Raw genomic sequence first — 19,170 nt, 5'->3', positions numbered from 1 at the left:
GCCTCGGTCCGAATCCTATCCGCGGGATCAGACGTTCCCACGACCAGGAGCGCGCCCGGCCGTGGCGCTCCCATCGGCTCGGAAAGCAACAGGTCCAGCAGCGCCCATTGCTCGTAGGCTGGCCTGCGCGGATCCTCCGGCGACCTGCAGGAGGGCGCCGTCGCATGGTCGCGGTGCGCTCTGGACGTGGAGGGCTCGGGACTTAACCTGATTCCGGTAGGACCCGGTTGCACGGCGCTGGGCGCGGCGGCGGGCGGTGCTGTCCTCCCGTACGGTGCGCGGCGACCGGGGCCCATCGAGGAGCTGACGATAATGACGCAGCGCGTATCCCGTAGGTCCTGGAGGAGGTGCGAGAGGTAGGTATCCGAGATTGAGTCCAGCCGCAATGACCCGTCCTCGCGCAGGTCGATCCGGGTGGCAAATGAGGGAAGGTCAATCAGGCGAGGCGCGCGTAGTCGGAGAAGGGTCTTCGGCTTCGTTGAATATCAGCGGCACGTCGTACACCGACAGGTCCGGGCGGGGGCGCACGTACCGGACGCGGTGGCGCCACCGGTGGTCCTCGTAGCCCGTGCCCACCTCAATCTCGGCCACGACGGTCGGTTCGACTTGGACGTAGGGCAGCGGCTCGGGCCGGTCGAACTGGCCGGACCAGGCGGCTGGCAGCGGCTCACGCCAAGGGTGGGTCACGACACCGCGCTCGGTCGGACGGGACGGCGAGAGCAGCCTCGTCAGCTCCCCGCGCTGATGCGTGGTCAGCGGGTGTGTGCGGCCGGTGTATCGCAATCGGCCGCGCCGGTCGAATCGGCCGAGGAGAAGGGTGTCGGGGTTGCGGATGCTGCCGGTGACGCCGCCGATGATCGCCTCCGTCGTGGCACGGGCCCGGAACTTGCCCATCCTTCCCTGCCGGGCTCATACCGGCTGTCCAGCCGACGTCACCGACGTTAGTGAATGGCGGTCTGCGGGGTGACGGCCAGCTGCGGCGGGGCGCCGGCGAGCAGCCGGGCACGACGCTCGACCAGCGGCGCGTCGAGCACGGACTCTCCTCCATGTCTCCCACCGCCAGGCCGAGCTCACGCCCTCCAGCTCCATCCGTCCAGGCCGCGAGCGCCGCTCATATCGTCCCTCCCCGCCGTCGTCGGACAGCCGGAGCGGGCACCGGGCGCAGATCGGGCACAACGAATGCATGGAACCGTGACCCCCCACCCATGCCTTGAATTGCGGACACTACCTACATTGGGGTTTCCACCCAGGTCCTGGAACCCTTGGTCGAAGACGCGGATGCGGGACCATCCGCGTCTGGCGATGAGCGGGCGTTTGGAGTGCGAGCCCATCGCGCTACAACTCGAACACGATGTTGGGATCGTCCATGGCGCGCCTCAGATCGCCGAGGTTGCCGATATCGGCGAGCGGTGACGTGCGTGCCACTTCGACGATTCCGCCGACAACGCTCTGGATCGCTGCGACATCGCCGGATTCCAGGGCCCGGTCAAGGCTGGAGAACAGCCGACTGTGATTCTCGCGCCGCTCTTCGAAGATGCGGTCGAAGTAGTCCCGCAGAGCCGTCTCAGATGCCTTGATCCGCGCGATCTCAGTCTCCCGGCACGCCCGGAGCTTCTCGCGTTTCGTGCTCTCCGTTTCGTGGACCTGGATCGAATCGCGGACAACACCGACGATCAGGTTGAGTGCGTTGAACGCGTCTGCCGCACCGACCTGTAGATAGGCTGTCTTCGCAGGCATGGGGTTGCCTTCGAGCACGTCCTCCTGATCAGGCATCCGCTGTCTCCTTGCGCGCGTCGCGGTACTTAAAGATGAGTCTCTCGGTGTTCGGGTCGAGGTTGCTGTCTTCGTCAGCGACGGGTGCGGCGGCTACCTCTTGCACCGACTTGACCAGAATCAGAGCCGTCTGGAGGCGCTCACCGTGAATGGCCATGTCGACACGTTCGGGTCCGAGTTGGTCGAGGGCTCTCGTTGCCTTTGCAGCCAGCCGAGTTAGGAGGTCGCGCTTCTCCTGCGCTCGTTTCCTCACCCCATAGAAGAGTTCGTCACGAGCGTCGAGTTGCGCGATGGCGATGCCGACTGCTGTCCGGTACTCGTCGGCCTCTGTTCGTGCCTTGGTCCCTTGCATCATCGTTGTGAGGCCCGCGACGAGGAGGACCGGGCCTGTGACTGCGGCTTTCTGGACCGTAGCTCCGAGCGCCATTCCGCCGCCGCCCGAAGCGAGACTTCCGCCACCGAGGTATGCAAGCCTTGCACGCTCCGCCGCTATTCCGCGGAGTGCCGAGAGCGGTGTTCCCGTGCTGGCGTTCGCGAACTGTCTCACGCCATCATGGAGGGCCGCCCATGTCGCGCCGCCGGCTAGGGCTGAGCGGATGACGCCTTGGGCCCAACCCTCGACATCCAGATCAAGTTTCGCCAACGCTACGACCTGGAGGGCGGTGGAGAAGTCGACCCCGTCGAGGATGAGGTGTTCGCGCACCAGCACCTGCTTGCCATTGCGTTCGAGGAAGTCTCGCATCCGCAAGACGACGTCGCGATGTACTCGTTCGTGCGTCCGACCGAACGACTGCAGCTCCGCGTTCGTCCGGCCGCGTTCCGCAAGGTGCACGTTGTGGCGATCCTCGTAGCTTGCCCTGTGATGCCGTTTCTGCGTTTCTGCCCGCTTGATCTGAACACCGCCGACGGCGCCTGCCACCAAACCGCCTCCAGCGGCGATGGCGCTGGAGGCCGTGATGAGGAGCGGAACGCGCGGCAAGACCATCGTCGGTACCTCCATAGGGCCTGTAAGACGATGCGTAAGTTTCGCGTTCGTCTCGTCTGCGGATGGTATCGCCCCGTGTCACTCGAAGGCCGATAGCTGAAGCGTTTCGTCTGGGTGTAACACCCTGCCGGCGACTTACAGCATCTGTACGCTGTAGCGCCGCCGCGGTGAACGCCTAAGCTGACCTCTCGCGTCGGAGCCGCTGACAGCGGTCATCAGAAACGCACGCAACTGCCGCGATGTGCTCGCCACGACCGTACGGGTTTCGAGGTTTCGCCACCTACTGCAGCGTCACCTGCACGGTGTACGACGGGACGCTGTCCATCACGACCCGGTAGGCAACTTCCCGGATCTGACTGTCATCGTCGAACAGTGCGAACCCGGCCAACCCGCCGAGGTGGGAGAGGTCTATGCGATGAGCGCCCTTCCTGCCCTGTAGTACGTCGGCGATTCCGCCGAGAAAGTTCGTCGCGTCGCCCGGCGGGCGTGGTGTTGAGGACCGGACGGTGACGTCGAGTTCGACGTCCTCGCTCACGCTCGTCCACCCGACACGCCGCGCTGCGGCAACCGCAGCGGTCAGGAGTCGTTCAACCCGCTCACGCTGGCCATGGTTGGCGGCGAACAACGACAGCGCCTCATTCTTGATGGGCGGAACACCGGTGACGTCGAACACGATCGTTGGGCGGGAACTCGCCCCCGATGCCCCGGCACGTTCGGCCTTCCAGATGGCATAGTCGACCATCCGCGGTGTCACCTGCCTGTGTAGTCGTACGGTGAGCTCTTGCGCGACCCTGGCCAGGATGTCGCGAGCCTCCATCGCGGCGACGGAGCAACCATGCCGAGCAAGCCATCGAAGAACCATCCGGTCCGGCTTGATCAGATCATCGCACCCGGACAACATCCACAGGTAACCACGCCGCACGCCATCCTGGCCGTCGCCCGGAACGTCCGCCAGGGCGCGCTCGACCGTGTCCCAGCGCACCCGGTCGGCCATCATGTTCGCGACCGCTGCAAGGTCGGGCACGCTGTGTTCTACGAGGATCCGTGCGTACCGCAGCACAGCCTCAGCCTTCCGGATACCACCCCTCGTCGAGGTGAGTTGGCCATTGGTGATGACCTGCAGCGCCTCCACGGTGGGGTACCGGGCCAGCAACACGGGCAAGGGCAGCCGATCACCGGGCAACGGCGTGGTGGCGTCAACAAGCGGGTGCCCGTCGCCGTTGGCTTCAGCCACTCGGCGGACGAGGGGGACAACCACTTCGTTGTAACGAGTGCTGACAGACCACACCGCATCGAGGACGCAATAAGACAGACTGCCCCACCGCTCTCTACGCGGTTGCGGATCGAGAGCCGCCACAGCGGCCACCACCACACCAAACGACATGCCCGCCAGATTGCCCGAACGTCCACCCATCTGACATCGGCCACCAGGCTCGTGTTCGAAAACCGTGTCATCACTCGTCGAGTCGCTCGCAGATCTCGCAGACCGATCGATCACCCCTACCCCTCGTCAACCAAGATCGGCCGTCCTCAACTGGCATCCGCTGCTCGCGTGACATCGATTGCCACCGAAGCGTCTGGGCGGCCGGCGCTTCGTTGATGTTCGTCGGCTCGAACCTCGACGTATGCGCGACTCGTCGGCTCGGCGCGCACCAGCAGGCCGGTCGCCGACGACAGGCCAGCGCGACCGTGGACACATCGATCGTCAGTGCCCGGACCAAGCGGGGCACGTCAGACAGGTGCCACTAGCGGCGGCCGGCGCCGCGATCCACACGGACAGGCACCAGCGGCAGAACAGGAGGTACGCGAGCGGGCTACCCCCTCGGGCAGCCAGCGCACGATGGCTTCCCGGGGCCCAGCGGGTGATCTCGTCGGCGACGATCAGCCGGGTCACCGCGCGACGAAGAGCAACACCACCGCGATCTCGACCAGCCCCGTCACGGGTATGAGCATATGCAAGAGCACTGCGGCTAGACAGAATGCGCTCGTGCGGTTCGCTTGCAGGCCAGTGAACCGCCGACGGTTAGCCCACCGTCAACCAGAACGCGCCCGGCTCGTCCTCGCGATAGTCGAAGCCCATCTCGTTGAACAGCTGACACAGCCGCTTCGCCAGTTCCAACGTCGCCGCCGCGACCTCCTCGCCGGGCAAGACACGATCGGTGCCGGGGAGGACCTCCAGCACATCGAGGAACCTTCCCATGGCCGGGGCGCGGACCCAATCGGCGGGTCGGATAACGCCAGTCGCGAGGCCGGCCGCTCCGTAGCCGAGGACGGTCGACATACGCAGCAGCGCAGGCATCGCCCCGTGGTAGGTGTCCATCAGGTCCCCGGTTCGGCGGTACTTCGCACGCACCCTCTCGAACACGTCGACGACGAACCCGAAGTCGACCGCGGTGTTCAGGCTGCTCTGGGAGGTCCAGCCACGCTCGTGCACCGTCCGCTCACACCGGAACTCGTCGATAGCGTTCTCGGCGAACCACACGTACTCCCAGGTGAAGACCACTGGGCAGCTCGAAGAGCTCCCGGCGATGAACCGCATTGGCGACGTCGCCGTGCTGCTCGAGACGCACGTGCTGAGCCTCGTGCATAACGCAGTGCCTGACCTGCGGCAGGCCGAGCGCCAGCCCTGAGCTGTCGACCACCACGACGATCCTGCCTCAGCCAGCACACGGGTCTTCGCAGCGGCTCGCGCCCCGTCGGCCCGCTCGGCGCGGTACTGATCGGCGGTCATCGTCTGGGTCATGCGGTCGGGCTCCTGGACCGCATACTCGCCGGCCACCTTGTCGTACTCGTCGGTGATGACGACCTCGACCTTCTCCGGCACGGGGATCTCGGCAGCGAATTCGGCGAGCAGCGTCCGCCAGGCGGCCTGCTGGGCGGCCGGCAGGCTGCGGGCCACCTGGTACGTCACATTGATCTCACTGGACATCCGCCAGGATGCTCCAGGTCCGACATCATCGAACATCTGTGCGAGTAACGTGCGGGTCGTGGAGTGGCGTACGCGCTGGCGCATCACGATCCGCTGGGACCGGGCCGAGAACTCGCCCGCTGGGGTGACCGTGATCGAGCGCGTCGTGGACTCCCCCGCCGAGCTGCGGCACCTGGTCGGCCGGGCCCGCGCCGACCCGCACGTGGTCGCCTTCCCGTTCCGCCAGGTCCGCGAGCTGGTCGGCGACGAGCCGGACCGCTGCGGGGCCGGCCACCTGCACGCTGGCGGATCGGCGACCAGGCCGGCGCGCGGCTGGTGGCCGTGCGGGTGCGGCGGCCACCTCGTCATCCGGTGCCGTTGCGGCGACGTCCGGGTGGCGCCGGCGATCGACAGCGACTGCGACGCCTGCCCGAGGTAGGACTCGCGGCCCGCCCCGCGCCGCCACCGGTGACATAGCCGCCCAGCCGGGTGGCGAAAATGCCAAATCCTGGACGTCACCCCATCGCGCCAGGCAGCATTCCTCGCGGGCGCTATCGGGCCTGCCGGGACGACTCAATGTCGACTAATGCACCCCGTCGGGGCCCGATAGCGCACCTGGCTTGGAATATGTCGCCTTGCGCATCTACAGTTTCATCGTCCGGTGCTGCCGAGGTGAACGTCTCGTCGCGTGAGCCCACTCGGCACGCCGGGCGACGTGCCTCGCGGCACGCGCAACGAGCGACGGGCACCCGGTTGCACCCGGGTGCCCGTCAGGCACGAGAAACCGATTCGGGTCCAGTCGAAAGGCTTCATCGCTTGAACAGCGTACGTCCCTGCACCACAGAACCGCATCATGGGGTCGGAAATTCAGTCCCACAATCAGTCCCGTTCGTTACGACCGTAATTACAACGGCGGAACCAACGCCCGGACGGACTCTTCCCATCAGCATCATTACCAAGCTCGCAATCGCTGCCGGTATCAGCGTCGGCGGGTACTTCACTCCGGACGAGATCGGCAGCGCGGTGGGCTTGGGCCTGGTCGCGTACCTGGCGATGGACCAGGTGACCCGGCAGATCCGCCGCTGATGCAGAGCGGCCCCCGCACCGTCGTCGGTGCGGGGGCCGCCTGGTCCGCTGAGCGGACTAGCTCGCGTCGCTGGTCCGCTCAGCGGACTAGCCTGGCAACCGTGGCCTTCCTCGGCCGCCCCCGAGGTGCCCGACCGCCGCCGGCATCCCGCGCCGATTCGTCTCCACCACCGCGCAGGTCATGCACAGCAGCAGCGTCGCGCCCGGCGCCCGTCCGGCTACCGCCTGCTGGTTCGAGCCGATCCACATGTCCGTGCCACAGTCCACGCACTGCGTCAGGCTGTGGTCGACGGTCGGCACGTACTCGGGGACGCCCATGCCCGCCAGCAGGTCGTTGATGTTCGTCGGCGGGCACGCCAGGATGACCCGCTTCCCTCGCTCCATCGTGAAACTTCCTCACTTCTCGCTCGTCGACGAGGCGACTACCCGACCCCTCGCGGTCGATCCGCACGCCGGGACCGGCGATATCGCCACCCGCCGCGCGCACCGCCGCGATGCGCTCGAACACCTGCTTGCCGAATCCGAGCCGGTCCACCGACGGCACGACCACCAGGTCCGCCGAGCCCTCGTCGACGTCGGCGACGGCTTCCCGCCAGCCGCGGGTGCCGATGTGCGAGCCGACCACCTCGTAGCCCTGCTCGGCGCACCAGCGGTCGGCGACCTTGGTCAGCTCCTCGACCGTGGCCCGGCCGCCGCGCACGGCCCGGGCGAACAGCACCGCTCGGCACCGCCGCCAGCGGCGGACCGAGGGGTCCCACCGCGCGTGCTCGTACAGCCGGTTCAGGTCCGGGCCCGAGCCCTCCACGTCCGGGGAGCACCGCTCCCACCGTTGGGCTTCGGCGTCCCAGCGGACGTGCCAGCCGAACTCGCGGGCTTCCCGGTGGCCCGGCCAGTCGCCGGTCCACGTCGACGCGCCGCAGTCGTGGCCGCCAGTGTCCGCCAGCGCCCGGCAGTACATGCGCTTCACGCCGCGCACCAGGCACTCAGCCACCTCGCAGTCGTCGGCGTGCGTTTCGCCGATCCCCGCCTGGCAGGCGGGGCAGGTGCCGCGCAGCGGCTCGTCGTCCATCGTCAGTCTCCCCAGCAGGTCCTCGACCACCGCGGTGGTCATCGCTCTCACCTCGGGCGTCATCCGCCGCCACATGGCGGCCGCCGTGCCGTCCGGCACGGGCTGGTCGGATTCGCCGGCGGCGCGCACCTGGTCAAACCAGGTGCGCGCCCCCTCAGCGGTCCGACGCGTCAGCGTCGGGTTCACTCGTCTCCCTGGTTCTCGGGCTGCTCGGCGTCGTTCGGCGCCAGGTCGGCCTCGGCGCACGGGCCCGGGTCGACGTCCTCCTCCGGCAGTTGCACGTCGACGACCTCCTGGTCGCCGTCGCCCTCGTCGCCGTCGGCTTCCTCGGCGGCCAGCTCCGCCTCGTACGCCAGTTCCTCCGCTTCCTCCTCGGCCTCGGCGCGCTTCCGCTCCTCCTCCGCAGCGATGAGCGCCGCGCGCATGTCCGCCTCGGCCTCGGACAGCTCGTAGCCGTCCTCCTCCAACCGGTTCAGCCACAGCACGATCAGGTCCTTGTGCGCGACCCACCGGCCGTCGGCGACCTGCTCGACGTTGTGCTCCTGCGCGCCGATCAGCCGGGCGACGAGCAGCCGGTTGAGCCGGTCCTGCCCGGCGGTCAGCCCGTCGGTCAGGACGCCGCCGGCCAGCTCCTTGATCAGCTCGCCGTCGACGCGGTACTGGAGGAAGTCGGGCCACACCACGGCGAAGCGCATCGCGTCGACCAGCAGCGTCTTCGCGCCCTTGGCGCTGCCGTACTTCTCGACGAGGAACCGGCGCCGCACCGCCGCCGACTCCTTGAGGCGGGCCCGCAGGTCCTCTTTGGCCTTGTCGGCCGCTTCCTTTGCGGCGATCTCCGCCGGGCTCTTGTAGTAGCTGTGCCCGGTCCGCTTGTAGCCGTGCGCCTCCGGGTCGAGGCACACGACGAACGAGCCGGCCGAGTCCCACCGCTCCTCGATGACCGCGGCGTACCCGTCGAGCGTCTTCACGGCCTCCGGGTCGATCTTCTCGCCGTCGGCCGTCTCCAGCTGGTCGACGCGCGCCATCTGGCAGTTGTACGGCCACTCCTTCGGCCGCTTCACGATCTTCACGCCGGCCGCTTCCAGCTCGGCGGTGACCGCCGCGACGGCCTCCTTGACCTGCCGCTTGCGGCGCTCCTCCTGGACCTTGTGCTTGATCCCCCAGCTGCTCCCGACGTCCTTGAGGATCTTCTCCATCGTCTTCGGGTCGTCCTCGAACTCGGCGAGTTCGGCGACGTCCTCCAGGCTCAGGCGTCCGGCGTCGGCCGCCGCGGTGGCGGCAGCCCCGAGCTTCGTCAGCTTGAGGGCGGACTGGACGTGCTGCGTCGGCCGGCCGGTCCGCCGGGCGATCTCGGCGACGTCGAGGCCAAACAGCTCCAGCTGCGCGTACCCGGCGGCCCGCTCCGACTCGGTGAGGTCGACACGCTGGTCGTTCTCGACGAGCATGGCCACGATCTGCTCGGGGGCCAGGCCCACCAGGTCCGGCCGGACGAGGCAGGGCACGGTCGGCGACAGGCCCTCGGGCCACTCGCCGGCTTTCAGGGCCTCCTTCGCGGCGGCGGCCCGGCGGTGGCCGGCGACGACGCGGTAGCCGTCGTCCTCGGGGATGACGGTTAGCGCCTGCCACACGCCGTAGGCGGCGATGGAGGCGCGCAGCTCGGTCAGGTCGCCGAGCTGGGTCCGCAGGTTCTTCGGGTGCGCAAGCAGGTCGCGCGGGTCGATCTGGGCGAGGTACGGGGCCTTCTTCTTCGGGCTCCGCACCTTGATGGCTGGCGCCATGCCTGGTCCTTCCCACTCCACGTGAACAGGCGTACGACTCGTGTCGTACATAGACATTGTATCAGTCAAGATCATCTACCGTCCAATCAGGAACTGCCCTGACCTGCGGTTTTGCGCCTCAGCGGCGACGCCACCATGGCCCGGCGCGTTTCCTTCGACCGGAGGTACGTCACCCCGTGGACCAGGGCGTCGAGCCGGTCCGGGGAGTCCCCCGACTCCGGCGTCCAGGTCGTCATCTGGTCCTCCAGCGCCGGGAACGCGCCGACGTGATGCACGCGCGGCGGGTCCACCTCGTACCGGGCCGCGACCGGCTCCGCCCGCACCCGCTTCGACACCCGGGCCTGCACGACGTCCAGCGGCGGGTCACCGCCCGGCAGCAGGCCCTCCTTCTGCATGGCCCCCCAGGCGTCGACCAGGATGTCCCGCAGCCACGCCGACGAGCCCTCGTAGATCACCACGTCCGCGTCGACGTCCAGGTAGCACTGCCAGATCCGCCGGGCGGCGGCCATGCCGGCGATCTTCATGCTCCGGTCGGCCAGCACGTAGTGCTCGCCGTCCTCGCCCCGCCCGACCGCGACGATGCCCGTCTCGTCGCTCGTCTCTGACACGGTGTCCGCCGGGTCGACGCTGACGACGGTCCGCACCAGGGTCGGCACGTCGTCCTTCTCGACCCGACCGGCCTCGATCCACGCGCTCTTCCACAGCGCGCCCTCGACGTCGGTCAGCAGCTCGGCGTCCAGCTCCTGCCGGCCCAGCCGGGTGCCGCCGTACTGCTCCAGCAGCTCCTCAAGCGCCTCCGGGCTGAGGTTCGCCGCGTTGTCGAGCGTCTTGCCGCGGGTGATGACCACCCGGGGCCGCCGGCTGCGCAGCCTCTGCTTCTTCGCCCGGATCAGCAGCTTCTTCACGTGCGGCAGCGGCTTCGGGGTCGTGCTGATGACCATGCGCGGCGACGCCGCCTCACGCATGCAGAACCACAGCATGTCGAACACGCCCTGCGCGGTCTGCAACGGCCAGGCCGCGTACTCGTCGAGCCAGCAGCCGTCGAAGTCGTAGCCGCGCAGCACGTCCGGGTCCTGCGCGCCGAACCCGCGGATGATCGCGCCGTTCTTGAGCTCCAGGTACGGCTCGCTCTTGTTGAACGTCTTCACCTCCTTCGGCGGGACCACGGCCAGCAGGCCGGCCCGCCGGGCGGTGAAGCAGACGTTGTAGACCTCGCGGTGCGTCTTGGCGATCACCGCGTAGTGCCCGCCCGGCTTCGCCGACGCCCAGCTGCGCACCGTCTCGGCGCCGGTGCGGGTCTTGCCGAAGCCACGGCCGGCCAGCAGCATCCAGATCCGGTAGAACGCCGGCTCCATCTGCTCGGGCCGGGCATGCCGCCGCCAGTCGTACCGGACGAGGCCCTGCACCTCCGACACCTCGCGCAGGTACGCGGCCAGCTCGGCGTCGGTCATCAGCGCCGGGTCCGGGTACGCCAGCAGCATCGGTCAGCGTCCGTTCCGCATCTCGCGCTCCTGCTCCCACAGGTCCACAGACGCGCACCAGGCGAGGGCGAGCAGGACCGCCCCCATCACCAGCGGGCAGCCGGCCCCGGCCGGGCCGATCCACCGCACGGCGACCCACAGCACCAGCGCGGTCAGCAGCAGCCAGCTCAGCAGCAGCAGCCGCCACACCCAGGCGCGGCGCCGCAACGCGCGCCGCTGCGCCAGGGTCGGGCCGACGCGGGCTCGGCCGACGTGCCGCCGGCGGGGCCGCACGTCGAGCGGCCCGCACTCCTGCGGTGGCGCGACGGCGGCCGGCGCACGGTGCCCGGCGAGCAGCCGCGCCGAACGCAGGCCTCGACTCACCTGCCGACCGCCAGGAGCACCACCACGGCGGCCGCGTTGGCGGCGGCCAGCAGCACCACGCCAATGCCGACGGACCACACCGCCCAGCGGGGCGCACGTACCTCAAGCACGATCCACGCCTCCGCGTCAGGCTTCCGCCGCCGGCTCACCGGCCCCCTCCTCGTCGTCCTCGTCGTCGCCGTCCCCGGCCGGGTCCGGGTCGCTGTTCGGTGCGGCCTGGCCGGCGCGGTTCGCCGCCTCGGCCATCAGCGCCCGGAAGAAGTCGGCGCGCTGCTGCTCGGTCATCTGCTCGACCTCGGCGCGGATCGGGCCGCCGTCCGGGCCGGTGTGGGCGGTGGTCGAGTCGGGCAGGCCCAGGGCGAGGCGCTCGACGCGGGTCGCGACCTCCAGCCACCGGGCGATGTCGCCGGGGCTGAGCTTCGACGCGTCGAGGTTCTGCAACCGGGTGACGATCTTCCCCTGCAGCGCCGACGCGATCCGGGCGTGCCGCCGCGCCATGTCGCGCCGCTGCTCGGCCAGGCCCTCGACGTACAGCCGGTCCTCTTCGCGGTCCCACGACTGCGCCCGCTGCACCCACTTCCAGCGGGTGGCCAGCTTGTGGAGGTAATCCCGGCTCTTGTTGACCTCGGTGGCGACCTTGGCAACGGTGCGGGTGCGGCCCAGGTCGCGGTACAGCACGAAGTAGCCGTACGCCCTCTCGGGCTCGCTGTGCTGCCGGTCCCAGGGCAGGATCTCCGGTTCGCTCATGGTCACCTCCTCGTGCTGGTGGTGCGGGCGGCCCGGCCGGCGGGGAAGTCAGGCCGGGCCGCCCTGTCTCAGTGGCCGGCGGTGCGTCCGCGCGGCATCGGAGGGCGGGCGATCGCCGCGTTGCCGTACATGAGGGCGTCGTCGAGGGCGGTCAGGGCGAGGGACGTCTCCCGGCCGGCGGGCAGGGTCCGCATCGCTTCGGCCATCAACGCCTTTACCGCGCTGCGCCACGCCTGGTGGCGCTCGGCCTGCTCCAGGTTGCGGGGCGGGTGGTGGTCGCAGCGGCGGTCGAGTTCGGCGGCCTGCCGCTCGTCGAGGCCGGCGTACACGTCGCTGGTATTCCCGGTCATGTCGCTCCTTCGGTGGGGCCGCGGTGCCGGACTGCGGCCGGATCGGTGATGCGCCGGCCGGCGGGCTGCTGGCCGGTCGCGGGTCGGTGGGTCAGCCGGCGAGGTAGTCGGCGGCCAGGTATTCCAGGGCGCGCCACCGCTGGTCGGCGGGCACCTCGCCCTTGCGGACGAGCTGGTCGACGGCGCGGGCCAGGACGGCGGCGGCGTCGGCGGGCATCGAGCGCGTCTCCATCACCGTCTCGATCGGCACGAGGCGGTTCGCGTTGCCGATGTGCTCGCCGGACTCCGGGTCGAACCACACGCCGTCGCGCAGCTCGCCGAGGTGCCGCTCGAACACGGCGAGGATGAGGCCGAGGGCGGTGGCGACGTTGCCGACGTTGTGGGCGCCGTGGGCGGTCGCGAGCGCGTCCAGGGTGGCTTCGTAGTCGCCGTATCCGGCGAGCCAGCGGGCGTCGGCCTGGACGAGCTTGCGGGCCTCGTCGAACGAGGCGCGGGCGGCGTCCAGCTCGTGGGGCAGGAACACGAGCTGCACGGTGGCGAAGTCCAGGTTCGCCTCGGACAGGCCCTCCAGGTCGACCTGCGCGAGCAGGTCGAGCTGCTTGTCGTCCAGGCCCGAGTAGGCCCGCCAGTCCACGTCGTCCAGCTCCTCGTACAGCTGTTTCAACGTGGCCGGGTCGTCCTCGCCGGCGATCGCGTTGTGCGAGAGCTGGAGCGCGACCTGTCGGGCGCGCGACAGCTTCTGCTGCACGACCATCACGGTGATCTCGGCCAGGCCGGCGTCGATCGACGCCTGGACGCGGTGGTTGCCGGACAGCACCACCTTTCGGTCGCCGTCGACGTCGTGCCAGACGAGCGGCACGCTGGTGAGGCAGCCGTCGCGCCTGATGTTCGCCACCAGGCGGTCGTACTGCTCCTTGCGCATGTAGCGCGCGTTGACCTCCAGCAGCGTCAGGTCCTGCGGCCGGACGGTCATCATCCGCGGGTCCAGGGGCAGGTCGTCGACGTCGCTCACCGGCTGCCTCCGGCGCCGTACCGGATGGCGAACCCGGGGATGCCGAGGCCGAAGTCCGGGTCGGCGGTCGCCGGCCGGATCGGGGCGTGCAGCGTGAACTCGTCGGCCGAGCAGGCGGGCCGGTTCGGCATCATGCCGGCGGGCACGCCGGTCCAGCGGAACCGCTCGCCGCAGCCCTCGGCCTTGCAGTGGATCTGGAGCTCCACGATGTACGCGACCACGGTGGGGTCGTCGTCGGAGGCGGTGAGCCGCTGCACGTCGGCGTCGAGGTGCAGGTCGTCGTGGGGGCAGGGCCGGTCGGGGTCGGCCGGTGCCGGCGGGGTGTCGTGCCGGAACCGGCCGTGCGTCGCGCAGACGCCCACTCTCGCGCCCATGCCGCACGGGTAGCTGTAGGGCCCGTCCCACATGGTCTTCGGGCAGCCGGTCGGCTCGGCGGCCGGCGGCTCGTCGCCGCGGTGCTCGTCGCTCTCGCTCATCGCATGTCCTTTCCGTGGCGGCGCTTCCACTCCGCCAGCGCCTCGGCCAGCGTCCAGTCGCCCAGCGGGCCGCCGTACTGGAGCTGGTAGCGGTGGATGCCGTCGGCGGCCGGCTCGCTGCGCTTCTGCAGCTTGACGCCGGGGATGCCCCGGCCGTACTTCGCCGAGTTCGGCCGGTCGGTGAACGCCGTGGTCGACCAAGACGTGAGCCGCTTCGACAGGGACCGCTGGAGCAGCAGTTGGGCCTCGCGGCTGGCGGCCGCCATGACGATCAGCTTCGCCAGCCGCCGGTGCCGGGTCCAGGACACGGGGAAGTCCGACATCAGGTAGGCGCAGGACGGGTCGAACTTCGGCGGCAGGTAGGCGAACGCGCCGACCAGCTTGCCGTCGACGCTGACGCCGCAGGCGAGCAGTGGCGACCCGGGCAGGATCGTCTTGCTCATGAACTGCGACCGGACGGCGGCGAACTGGCCGCCGTTGAGCACGTGGATGGCCATGCGGTCGCCGAGGTCCTCGGCGGGCCCGATCTTCGGCATGAGGATCGGGGCGACCTGCTGGGCGGGCGCAACGACGCGCCGCGCGCCGGACGACGCGTACACGTAGATCGGCATGCCGCGGTTGGAGGTCTGGACGACGCCGCGTAGCCAGGGGCGCAGCTCGTCGCGGGCGATGTGCAGGCCGAGGATCCAGTGGGGCCGGTCGAGGACCGCGCCGATGATCTCTTCCTTGCCGTCCTCGTCGAGCATGTCGTACGTCGGCGCCGGCCAGTCGAAGAACTCGTCGATGCCGGCGAACTGCTGCTCGTAGTCACCCGCGTAGAACGGCGGGAACATCGCCACCGGTGCCTCGGCGGGCACCACGTCGCGCAGGTATTCCCGCACGTCGCCGCAGTAGTAGGAGCCGAGGCGCAGGGTCAGCGCGTTGAGCTTGGCGACGGTCTTGGCGTGCATCGTCGGGAACTGGCCGACGGTCGCCCGGACCATCCGCTCGTAGTAGACGCCCTGCCGGCCGACGTACTGGAGGAACCGGGTGCCGAGCATCAGCGACGCGAGGGTGTCCGTCGACGTCGTGAGGTACGGCTCCAGCCAGGCCAGCTCGTCGCGGTGCTCGTCCTTGAGCCGGTAGTCCAGGTCCCGGCCGGCGAGCCACCAGCCGAGGGCGCTCGAGTACGCCTGGACGTCGTTGCTGTGGATGGTGCGGCGCTCGCCGGGGCGGCTGTGCAGCGTCCGCTCGATCGTGAAGTTGCCCGAGCAGCCGACGTAGAGGTCGGTGTCCGGCCAGGACTCGGCGTGCTCGTAGATGATCGAGCGCAGGTCGGCCGGGATGCTGCCGTGGAACACGCGCCTCTCACCACCTTCCCCTGTGGCCGGGCGTCGAGCGCCGGCCAGGTCTCGAACCTGGGCCTCCACCCTGGTAGGGCGGCGTGCCACCAACAGCACTTCCAGCGCATCGCGCGTGGCAAGCACGCGCAGTGAGATGGTAGCCGCATACCAGGCGATCGGCGAGAGAGGCGAGCGATGCTCCGATCATGCCGTGGCCAGGCGTAGGCCACCGTAGACCTATCCGGCCGCAGTGCTCTACAGTGACCCTGCATAAATCGCCGGAGGACAGGAGGAGGACGAGGTGGCTAGGGACTACACCTATGCCGAGGCCGCAGCGAAGCTGCGCATCGCGGAGACCACCCTCCGGCGCTGGGTGTCCAAGGGCCGCATCTCCTGCCACCGACTCGGTCGCCTCGTCCGCTTCACTGACGAGGACCTAGCTTCGGCGTACCAGCGGATGCCAGCGCTTGCAGCCCGTGCAGGCCGGCGCAGCTGAGGCACGCTCTCTAGACCGTCCTAGGACATCCGACTTCCCTCGGCCAGCTCAATTCGCCCACCCCCACCCGGGGCCCCGCATCACCTGGCTCAGATTGGCCGGCTGACTGGTGGGGTTTCGAGATTGAACGCCTCGGGCTCAGCCTGTTCCGAACACAGGCCAGCTATCGTGCAGGTCGGGCGGGGACGTGCGTCCACCTCGTCCGACGAGGTAGCTCCAGCGCCACATCGGTGGTAGAAATACTCGTGATCATGACATCTGCCCAGTGCGGGACAAGGTGCGTGGCACGCTTCAACCAGGCGGACGCAGACGGGTGATCATGTGAGTGGCGCGCTGCAGGACATGTGCACGGACACGGTCCAGATGGCATCGCGTCGCGTCGCCGACTTGGTCCCAGCCGATCGGAGCTGGTCTCTCCTTCAGATGTTCGGTCGTGACGTTTTCATCGCTCATCGCGTCAATGAGGCAGAGCATGATCGTCGGCAGCGTGACGGCCTCGGGGTGCTGCTGTCCTCGGATCACCTTGAGCTGCTGATGTCACTCCCGGTCGGATGGCCTGTACCGGTCTCCTCGCTGTCTCACCGTGATCAACGCACGCTGCGCCAGCTGCCCAGAGGAACCGTTCGGATTGCCGCAGGAGCCGCTGAGCGGCTGGCTGTCCGTCCGGCCCGAATCGATCTGGCAGTCGTGCCGGCAACGCGCTGGCGGGCCGGCTTGGAACGTGCTGGCAGATTCGCCCCGTTCACCGCCCGGATGATGTGGCTCCGGCGCACGCCGTCGGACGTCGACACCATGGTCCATGAGTCGCGTCGGTTCGGCGTCGGGGTCATGGTCGGGCCCTCCGAGCGGGCGGAGGTGCTGGTGCCGCCGGCTCCCTTCGTCCAGCGGCGGTTCACCGCCGCCGGATGGCTCTTCACGGAGCAGGTGTACCAGCGCCTTCGATGACACTTGAGGGAGCTCCTTCCGCCAACTTCGCGAGGCGCTGCAAGGTCTTGGAGGGCTTGAAGGCGTTCGCCTGCTGGATACGCTCGTTCTCCGCCTCGTAGGCTAGGTGCGCGAGCCGGATTCGCTCGGCCAGCCACCGTTGCCGCTCGATGCCGGTCGGCAGGGCTCGCATCTGTGCCCAGAGCGCGGACCACGAGGCGGCGTTGTGAGCTCGCGCCTCGGTGTCAACCGCGGTGTCATAGCTGTCGAATCGGTCGAGCCCTCGTCCTGCGCAGACCGTGCACCAGCAGGACAGCGGGTCCGCGTTCGCCCACCGTTCGGTCAGGGTGTCGGCCCGGAAGAAGTGCAGCAGCTCCGGGATGAAGACTGACGGCTTGAATCGCTTCGTGATCTTCGTGGGCTGACCCGGGGGCACGAGGTGCCGCAGGCTTCCCGAGGACCCGATGCCGGCGAACATGCCGCCCTGCGCCATCGCATCCAAAGCGGTCACCGGGTCGGTCCGCCACGGTCCGACCCGGCCAACCTCCTGGTAGACGCGCCGCAGGTTCCTCATGATGTCGGCGTATGAGTCGGTCGGGTTGTACTGACCGCCGAGGACGAGCGCGATCGGGTGAGGGATCGCCTTGAGGATCGCGATGAGCTGATCGATCTTGTTGTCCCGCAGCCAGGTCACATCCAGCGGCACCACGACGACCACGTCGGTGCGGGCTACGTCCTGAGCCGCGGCACGGACGGCCTTGAGAGCGGCCGGTTCACCGGCCTCGACGTATGCGGTGGGCGTGAAGATCGCCGAGTTCGCCCGTGCCCGCATGTCATCGAAGAAGCCGTCGCGACCGAACAGGGTCTCCGGGAACAGCATCGGCGTCTCAGGACTCGCCGCGCTCTTCTCGTAGTGAGCGAGGTCGGCCACCACCGGCAGGCGGCGACGTCCGGAGAGTTCGCCGATGCGCTGCTCACCCTCAGGGCCGCACAGGGCGAACCCGGTGATGGTCGGGTCGAGGTATTTGGGTACAGCCCAAGTGCCCCTCGGCCGGGTCAACAGGAAGATGCGGTCCTTCGTAGCCTGCTCCGCAGCCGTGGTCAGTTCGGCTGTGGCGTCCCAAGCCGGTCGTCGTGGCGACGGCGGCACAGGGTCATGCGTCATCTCTCACCTCTTACGGCGGCGCCCGAAAGGCGTCAGTGTGACGGCGTTGCCAGGTACAACTGGTGGAACTCGTCGGGGAACAGTCCGGCCATAGCCGCCAACTCCTCCACTGTGGTGCCTCGGTCCCCCATCAGGGCCTGCAAGACACCATAGATCTTCGATGCGCGCTCTGGCTTCAGAGAAACCGGCTCGTGCGTTTTGTAGCCCAACATCGACATCTCGACCATGAGGTTGCGGTACTGCCAGTCGCTCAAGGCGTTCACATCGAGCGCCCGTCGGGCCAGCGCCGCCATAGAGGTTCCCCACACGGATTTCAGCTGCGTGAGGCGGCTGACATCGACGCCTTGGCGCAATTGTTCGCGGATACTTCTGGCCGGCATCAGGAACTCACTGGCGAACATGTCGGCCTGCTTTTCCTGAACCACCGTGCCACCTGGAACGTGGTGCATGATCACATGTCCCAGCTCGTGAGCGAGGCTGAAACGAGCGCGATCGGTGGGTGCCGCGACGTTCAAGAGGAACATCGGGTTGCCCTCGCTGGGCCATGCGCTGACCGCGTCCAGTTCCCGGGTGTCAAGGTCCCGAAGTAGGACGACAGCGCCAGCCCTCTCCAGGACGGCGACCATGTCGGGTATCGGACCGTCACCCAAGCTCCACTCGCGGCGCACCAGCTGCGCGATCTCCTCGGGAGACTCGTCCTCAGCGAGCTCGTGTCGATGGAAGCGGTGCGGATGATCTCCCGCTGCGGCAAGAAGTGGCGCAACCTGACGCCGCCCGAACTTCAGCTGGTTGTGGATGCGCCGCAGAGCCGGGGCACCCAGAGATGCCCGCTTCCGGTGGTGAATCAGGCCGATGCCAACGCCCTCCGCGTCGGGAGCGTCGCAGAGTACGGCGACCGGATACCCCAGCGCGGCGGAGAACGCCTCTAGGCGTTCGCCGGAGACGCTCACCCGTCCAGCTTCGGCCTTGCTGACGTACGCCTGCGAGACCGTCGCCCCAAGATGCTTCGACATGGCCAGGGCTACCTCGTTCTGGCGCAGTCCACGAGACTCCCGCGCCTGGATGAGCATCCCCGGATCTGCGACCAGCGTCTCGGTCATCCAGCTCACCTCCGTCTCGCCGACTCGCGCCATCGACCACAGTAGCCACCCCGAATCCCCACCGCAAGCTTCACCCTCAAAAAACACGCCAAGAATATTCCCGCTCCGCGCACTGTGCGCCCGGCCGGGTGCCAG

At 68.9% G+C, this 19,170-nt stretch carries 19 protein-coding genes and 1 tRNA gene; 3 read left to right on the top strand and 17 right to left on the bottom strand.

The features are described 5' to 3' along the window. Window positions 1-432: 432 nt before the first annotated feature. The 5 genes from GA0070610_RS08515 to GA0070610_RS08495 form a co-directional block, all read right to left on the bottom strand. Window positions 433-894 (bottom strand): hypothetical protein, encoded by a 462-nt coding sequence (locus GA0070610_RS08515; RefSeq protein WP_088999519.1) that lies wholly within the window; start codon window positions 892-894, stop codon window positions 433-435. Window positions 895-1,335: 441 nt separating this feature from the next. Continuing rightward, window positions 1,336-1,773 (bottom strand): hypothetical protein, encoded by a 438-nt coding sequence (locus GA0070610_RS08510; RefSeq protein ID WP_197697806.1) that lies wholly within the window; start codon window positions 1,771-1,773, stop codon window positions 1,336-1,338. Continuing rightward, a complete protein-coding gene (locus GA0070610_RS08505; protein WP_157747069.1) occupies window positions 1,766-2,758 on the bottom strand; it encodes a hypothetical protein in 993 nt (330 codons plus the stop codon). Before GA0070610_RS08505 ends, GA0070610_RS08510 begins: the two co-directional genes overlap by 8 nt. Before the next feature lie 280 nt (window positions 2,759-3,038). Beyond that, on the bottom strand, window positions 3,039-4,142 hold the full coding sequence (locus GA0070610_RS31065) for a hypothetical protein (protein WP_197697805.1): 1,104 nt from the start codon (window positions 4,140-4,142) through the stop codon (window positions 3,039-3,041). A 639-nt stretch (window positions 4,143-4,781) separates the two neighbouring features. Then, complete coding sequence (locus GA0070610_RS08495) at window positions 4,782-5,687, bottom strand: hypothetical protein (RefSeq protein ID WP_088999517.1); 906 nt, start codon at window positions 5,685-5,687, stop codon at window positions 4,782-4,784. A gap of 58 nt (window positions 5,688-5,745) precedes the next feature. Between GA0070610_RS08495 and GA0070610_RS08490 the strand changes: the two genes are divergently transcribed. Further along, the gene (locus GA0070610_RS08490; protein ID WP_157747068.1) at window positions 5,746-6,105 is read left to right on the top strand and encodes a hypothetical protein; all 360 of its coding nucleotides are present in this window, start codon (window positions 5,746-5,748) and stop codon (window positions 6,103-6,105) included. Window positions 6,106-6,831: 726 nt separating this feature from the next. On the opposite strand, the gene GA0070610_RS08485 is transcribed toward GA0070610_RS08490, so the two are convergent. The 10 genes from GA0070610_RS08485 to GA0070610_RS08440 form a co-directional block, all read right to left on the bottom strand. Then, a complete protein-coding gene (locus GA0070610_RS08485) occupies window positions 6,832-8,007 on the bottom strand; it encodes a recombinase family protein (protein WP_088999515.1) in 1,176 nt (391 codons plus the stop codon). Continuing rightward, window positions 8,004-9,599 carry a ParB/RepB/Spo0J family partition protein gene (locus GA0070610_RS08480; protein ID WP_172896454.1) on the bottom strand — a complete coding sequence of 532 codons (1,596 nt, stop codon included), beginning with the start codon at window positions 9,597-9,599 and terminating at the stop codon, window positions 8,004-8,006. Before GA0070610_RS08480 ends, GA0070610_RS08485 begins: the two co-directional genes overlap by 4 nt. A gap of 86 nt (window positions 9,600-9,685) precedes the next feature. Further along, window positions 9,686-11,080 carry a terminase large subunit domain-containing protein gene (locus GA0070610_RS08475; RefSeq protein WP_088999513.1) on the bottom strand — a complete coding sequence of 465 codons (1,395 nt, stop codon included), beginning with the start codon at window positions 11,078-11,080 and terminating at the stop codon, window positions 9,686-9,688. A 3-nt stretch (window positions 11,081-11,083) separates the two neighbouring features. Then, complete coding sequence (locus GA0070610_RS08470) at window positions 11,084-11,443, bottom strand: hypothetical protein (protein WP_088999512.1); 360 nt, start codon at window positions 11,441-11,443, stop codon at window positions 11,084-11,086. Window positions 11,444-11,569: 126 nt separating this feature from the next. Beyond that, on the bottom strand, window positions 11,570-12,190 hold the full coding sequence (locus GA0070610_RS08465; protein ID WP_088999511.1) for a hypothetical protein: 621 nt from the start codon (window positions 12,188-12,190) through the stop codon (window positions 11,570-11,572). A 68-nt stretch (window positions 12,191-12,258) separates the two neighbouring features. Then, a complete protein-coding gene (locus tag GA0070610_RS08460; RefSeq protein WP_088999510.1) occupies window positions 12,259-12,540 on the bottom strand; it encodes an Acb2/Tad1 domain-containing protein in 282 nt (93 codons plus the stop codon). Window positions 12,541-12,631: 91 nt separating this feature from the next. Beyond that, window positions 12,632-13,552, bottom strand: a complete 921-nt coding sequence (locus GA0070610_RS08455; protein ID WP_197697804.1) for a ParB N-terminal domain-containing protein — start codon at window positions 13,550-13,552, stop codon at window positions 12,632-12,634. Beyond that, window positions 13,549-14,028: a hypothetical protein gene (locus GA0070610_RS08450; protein WP_088999509.1), complete on the bottom strand. Its 480-nt coding sequence runs from the start codon at window positions 14,026-14,028 to the stop codon at window positions 13,549-13,551. Before GA0070610_RS08450 ends, GA0070610_RS08455 begins: the two co-directional genes overlap by 4 nt. Continuing rightward, window positions 14,025-15,368 carry a putative antirestriction adenine methyltransferase gene (locus GA0070610_RS08445; RefSeq protein WP_088999508.1) on the bottom strand — a complete coding sequence of 448 codons (1,344 nt, stop codon included), beginning with the start codon at window positions 15,366-15,368 and terminating at the stop codon, window positions 14,025-14,027. Before GA0070610_RS08445 ends, GA0070610_RS08450 begins: the two co-directional genes overlap by 4 nt. 36 nt (window positions 15,369-15,404) lie before the next feature. Next, window positions 15,405-15,476: transfer RNA gene (locus GA0070610_RS08440), tRNA-Gly, on the bottom strand. Between the two features lie 175 nt (window positions 15,477-15,651). On the opposite strand from GA0070610_RS08440, the gene GA0070610_RS31920 reads away from it, so the two are divergent. Then, entirely contained in the window at window positions 15,652-15,846 is a 195-nt protein-coding gene (locus GA0070610_RS31920) for a helix-turn-helix domain-containing protein (protein ID WP_157747067.1), read from the top strand. 423 nt (window positions 15,847-16,269) lie between these two features. Next, window positions 16,270-16,791 (top strand): hypothetical protein, encoded by a 522-nt coding sequence (locus GA0070610_RS08430; protein ID WP_157747066.1) that lies wholly within the window; start codon window positions 16,270-16,272, stop codon window positions 16,789-16,791. On the opposite strand, the gene GA0070610_RS08425 is transcribed toward GA0070610_RS08430, so the two are convergent. Both GA0070610_RS08425 and GA0070610_RS08420 read right to left on the bottom strand, forming a co-directional pair. Next, entirely contained in the window at window positions 16,760-17,935 is a 1,176-nt protein-coding gene (locus GA0070610_RS08425) for a hypothetical protein (protein WP_157747065.1), read from the bottom strand. The two genes, GA0070610_RS08430 and GA0070610_RS08425, sit on opposite strands and share 32 nt — an antisense overlap. Window positions 17,936-17,967: 32 nt before the next feature. Beyond that, complete coding sequence (locus tag GA0070610_RS08420) at window positions 17,968-19,035, bottom strand: helix-turn-helix domain-containing protein (RefSeq protein WP_231925979.1); 1,068 nt, start codon at window positions 19,033-19,035, stop codon at window positions 17,968-17,970. Between the last annotated feature and the right edge of the window lie 135 nt (window positions 19,036-19,170).

It is taken from the genome of Micromonospora echinofusca (assembly GCF_900091445.1).
Lineage (GTDB): Bacteria > Actinomycetota > Actinomycetes > Mycobacteriales > Micromonosporaceae > Micromonospora > Micromonospora echinofusca.
This window is presented reverse-complemented; position numbering and strand designations above follow the sequence as displayed.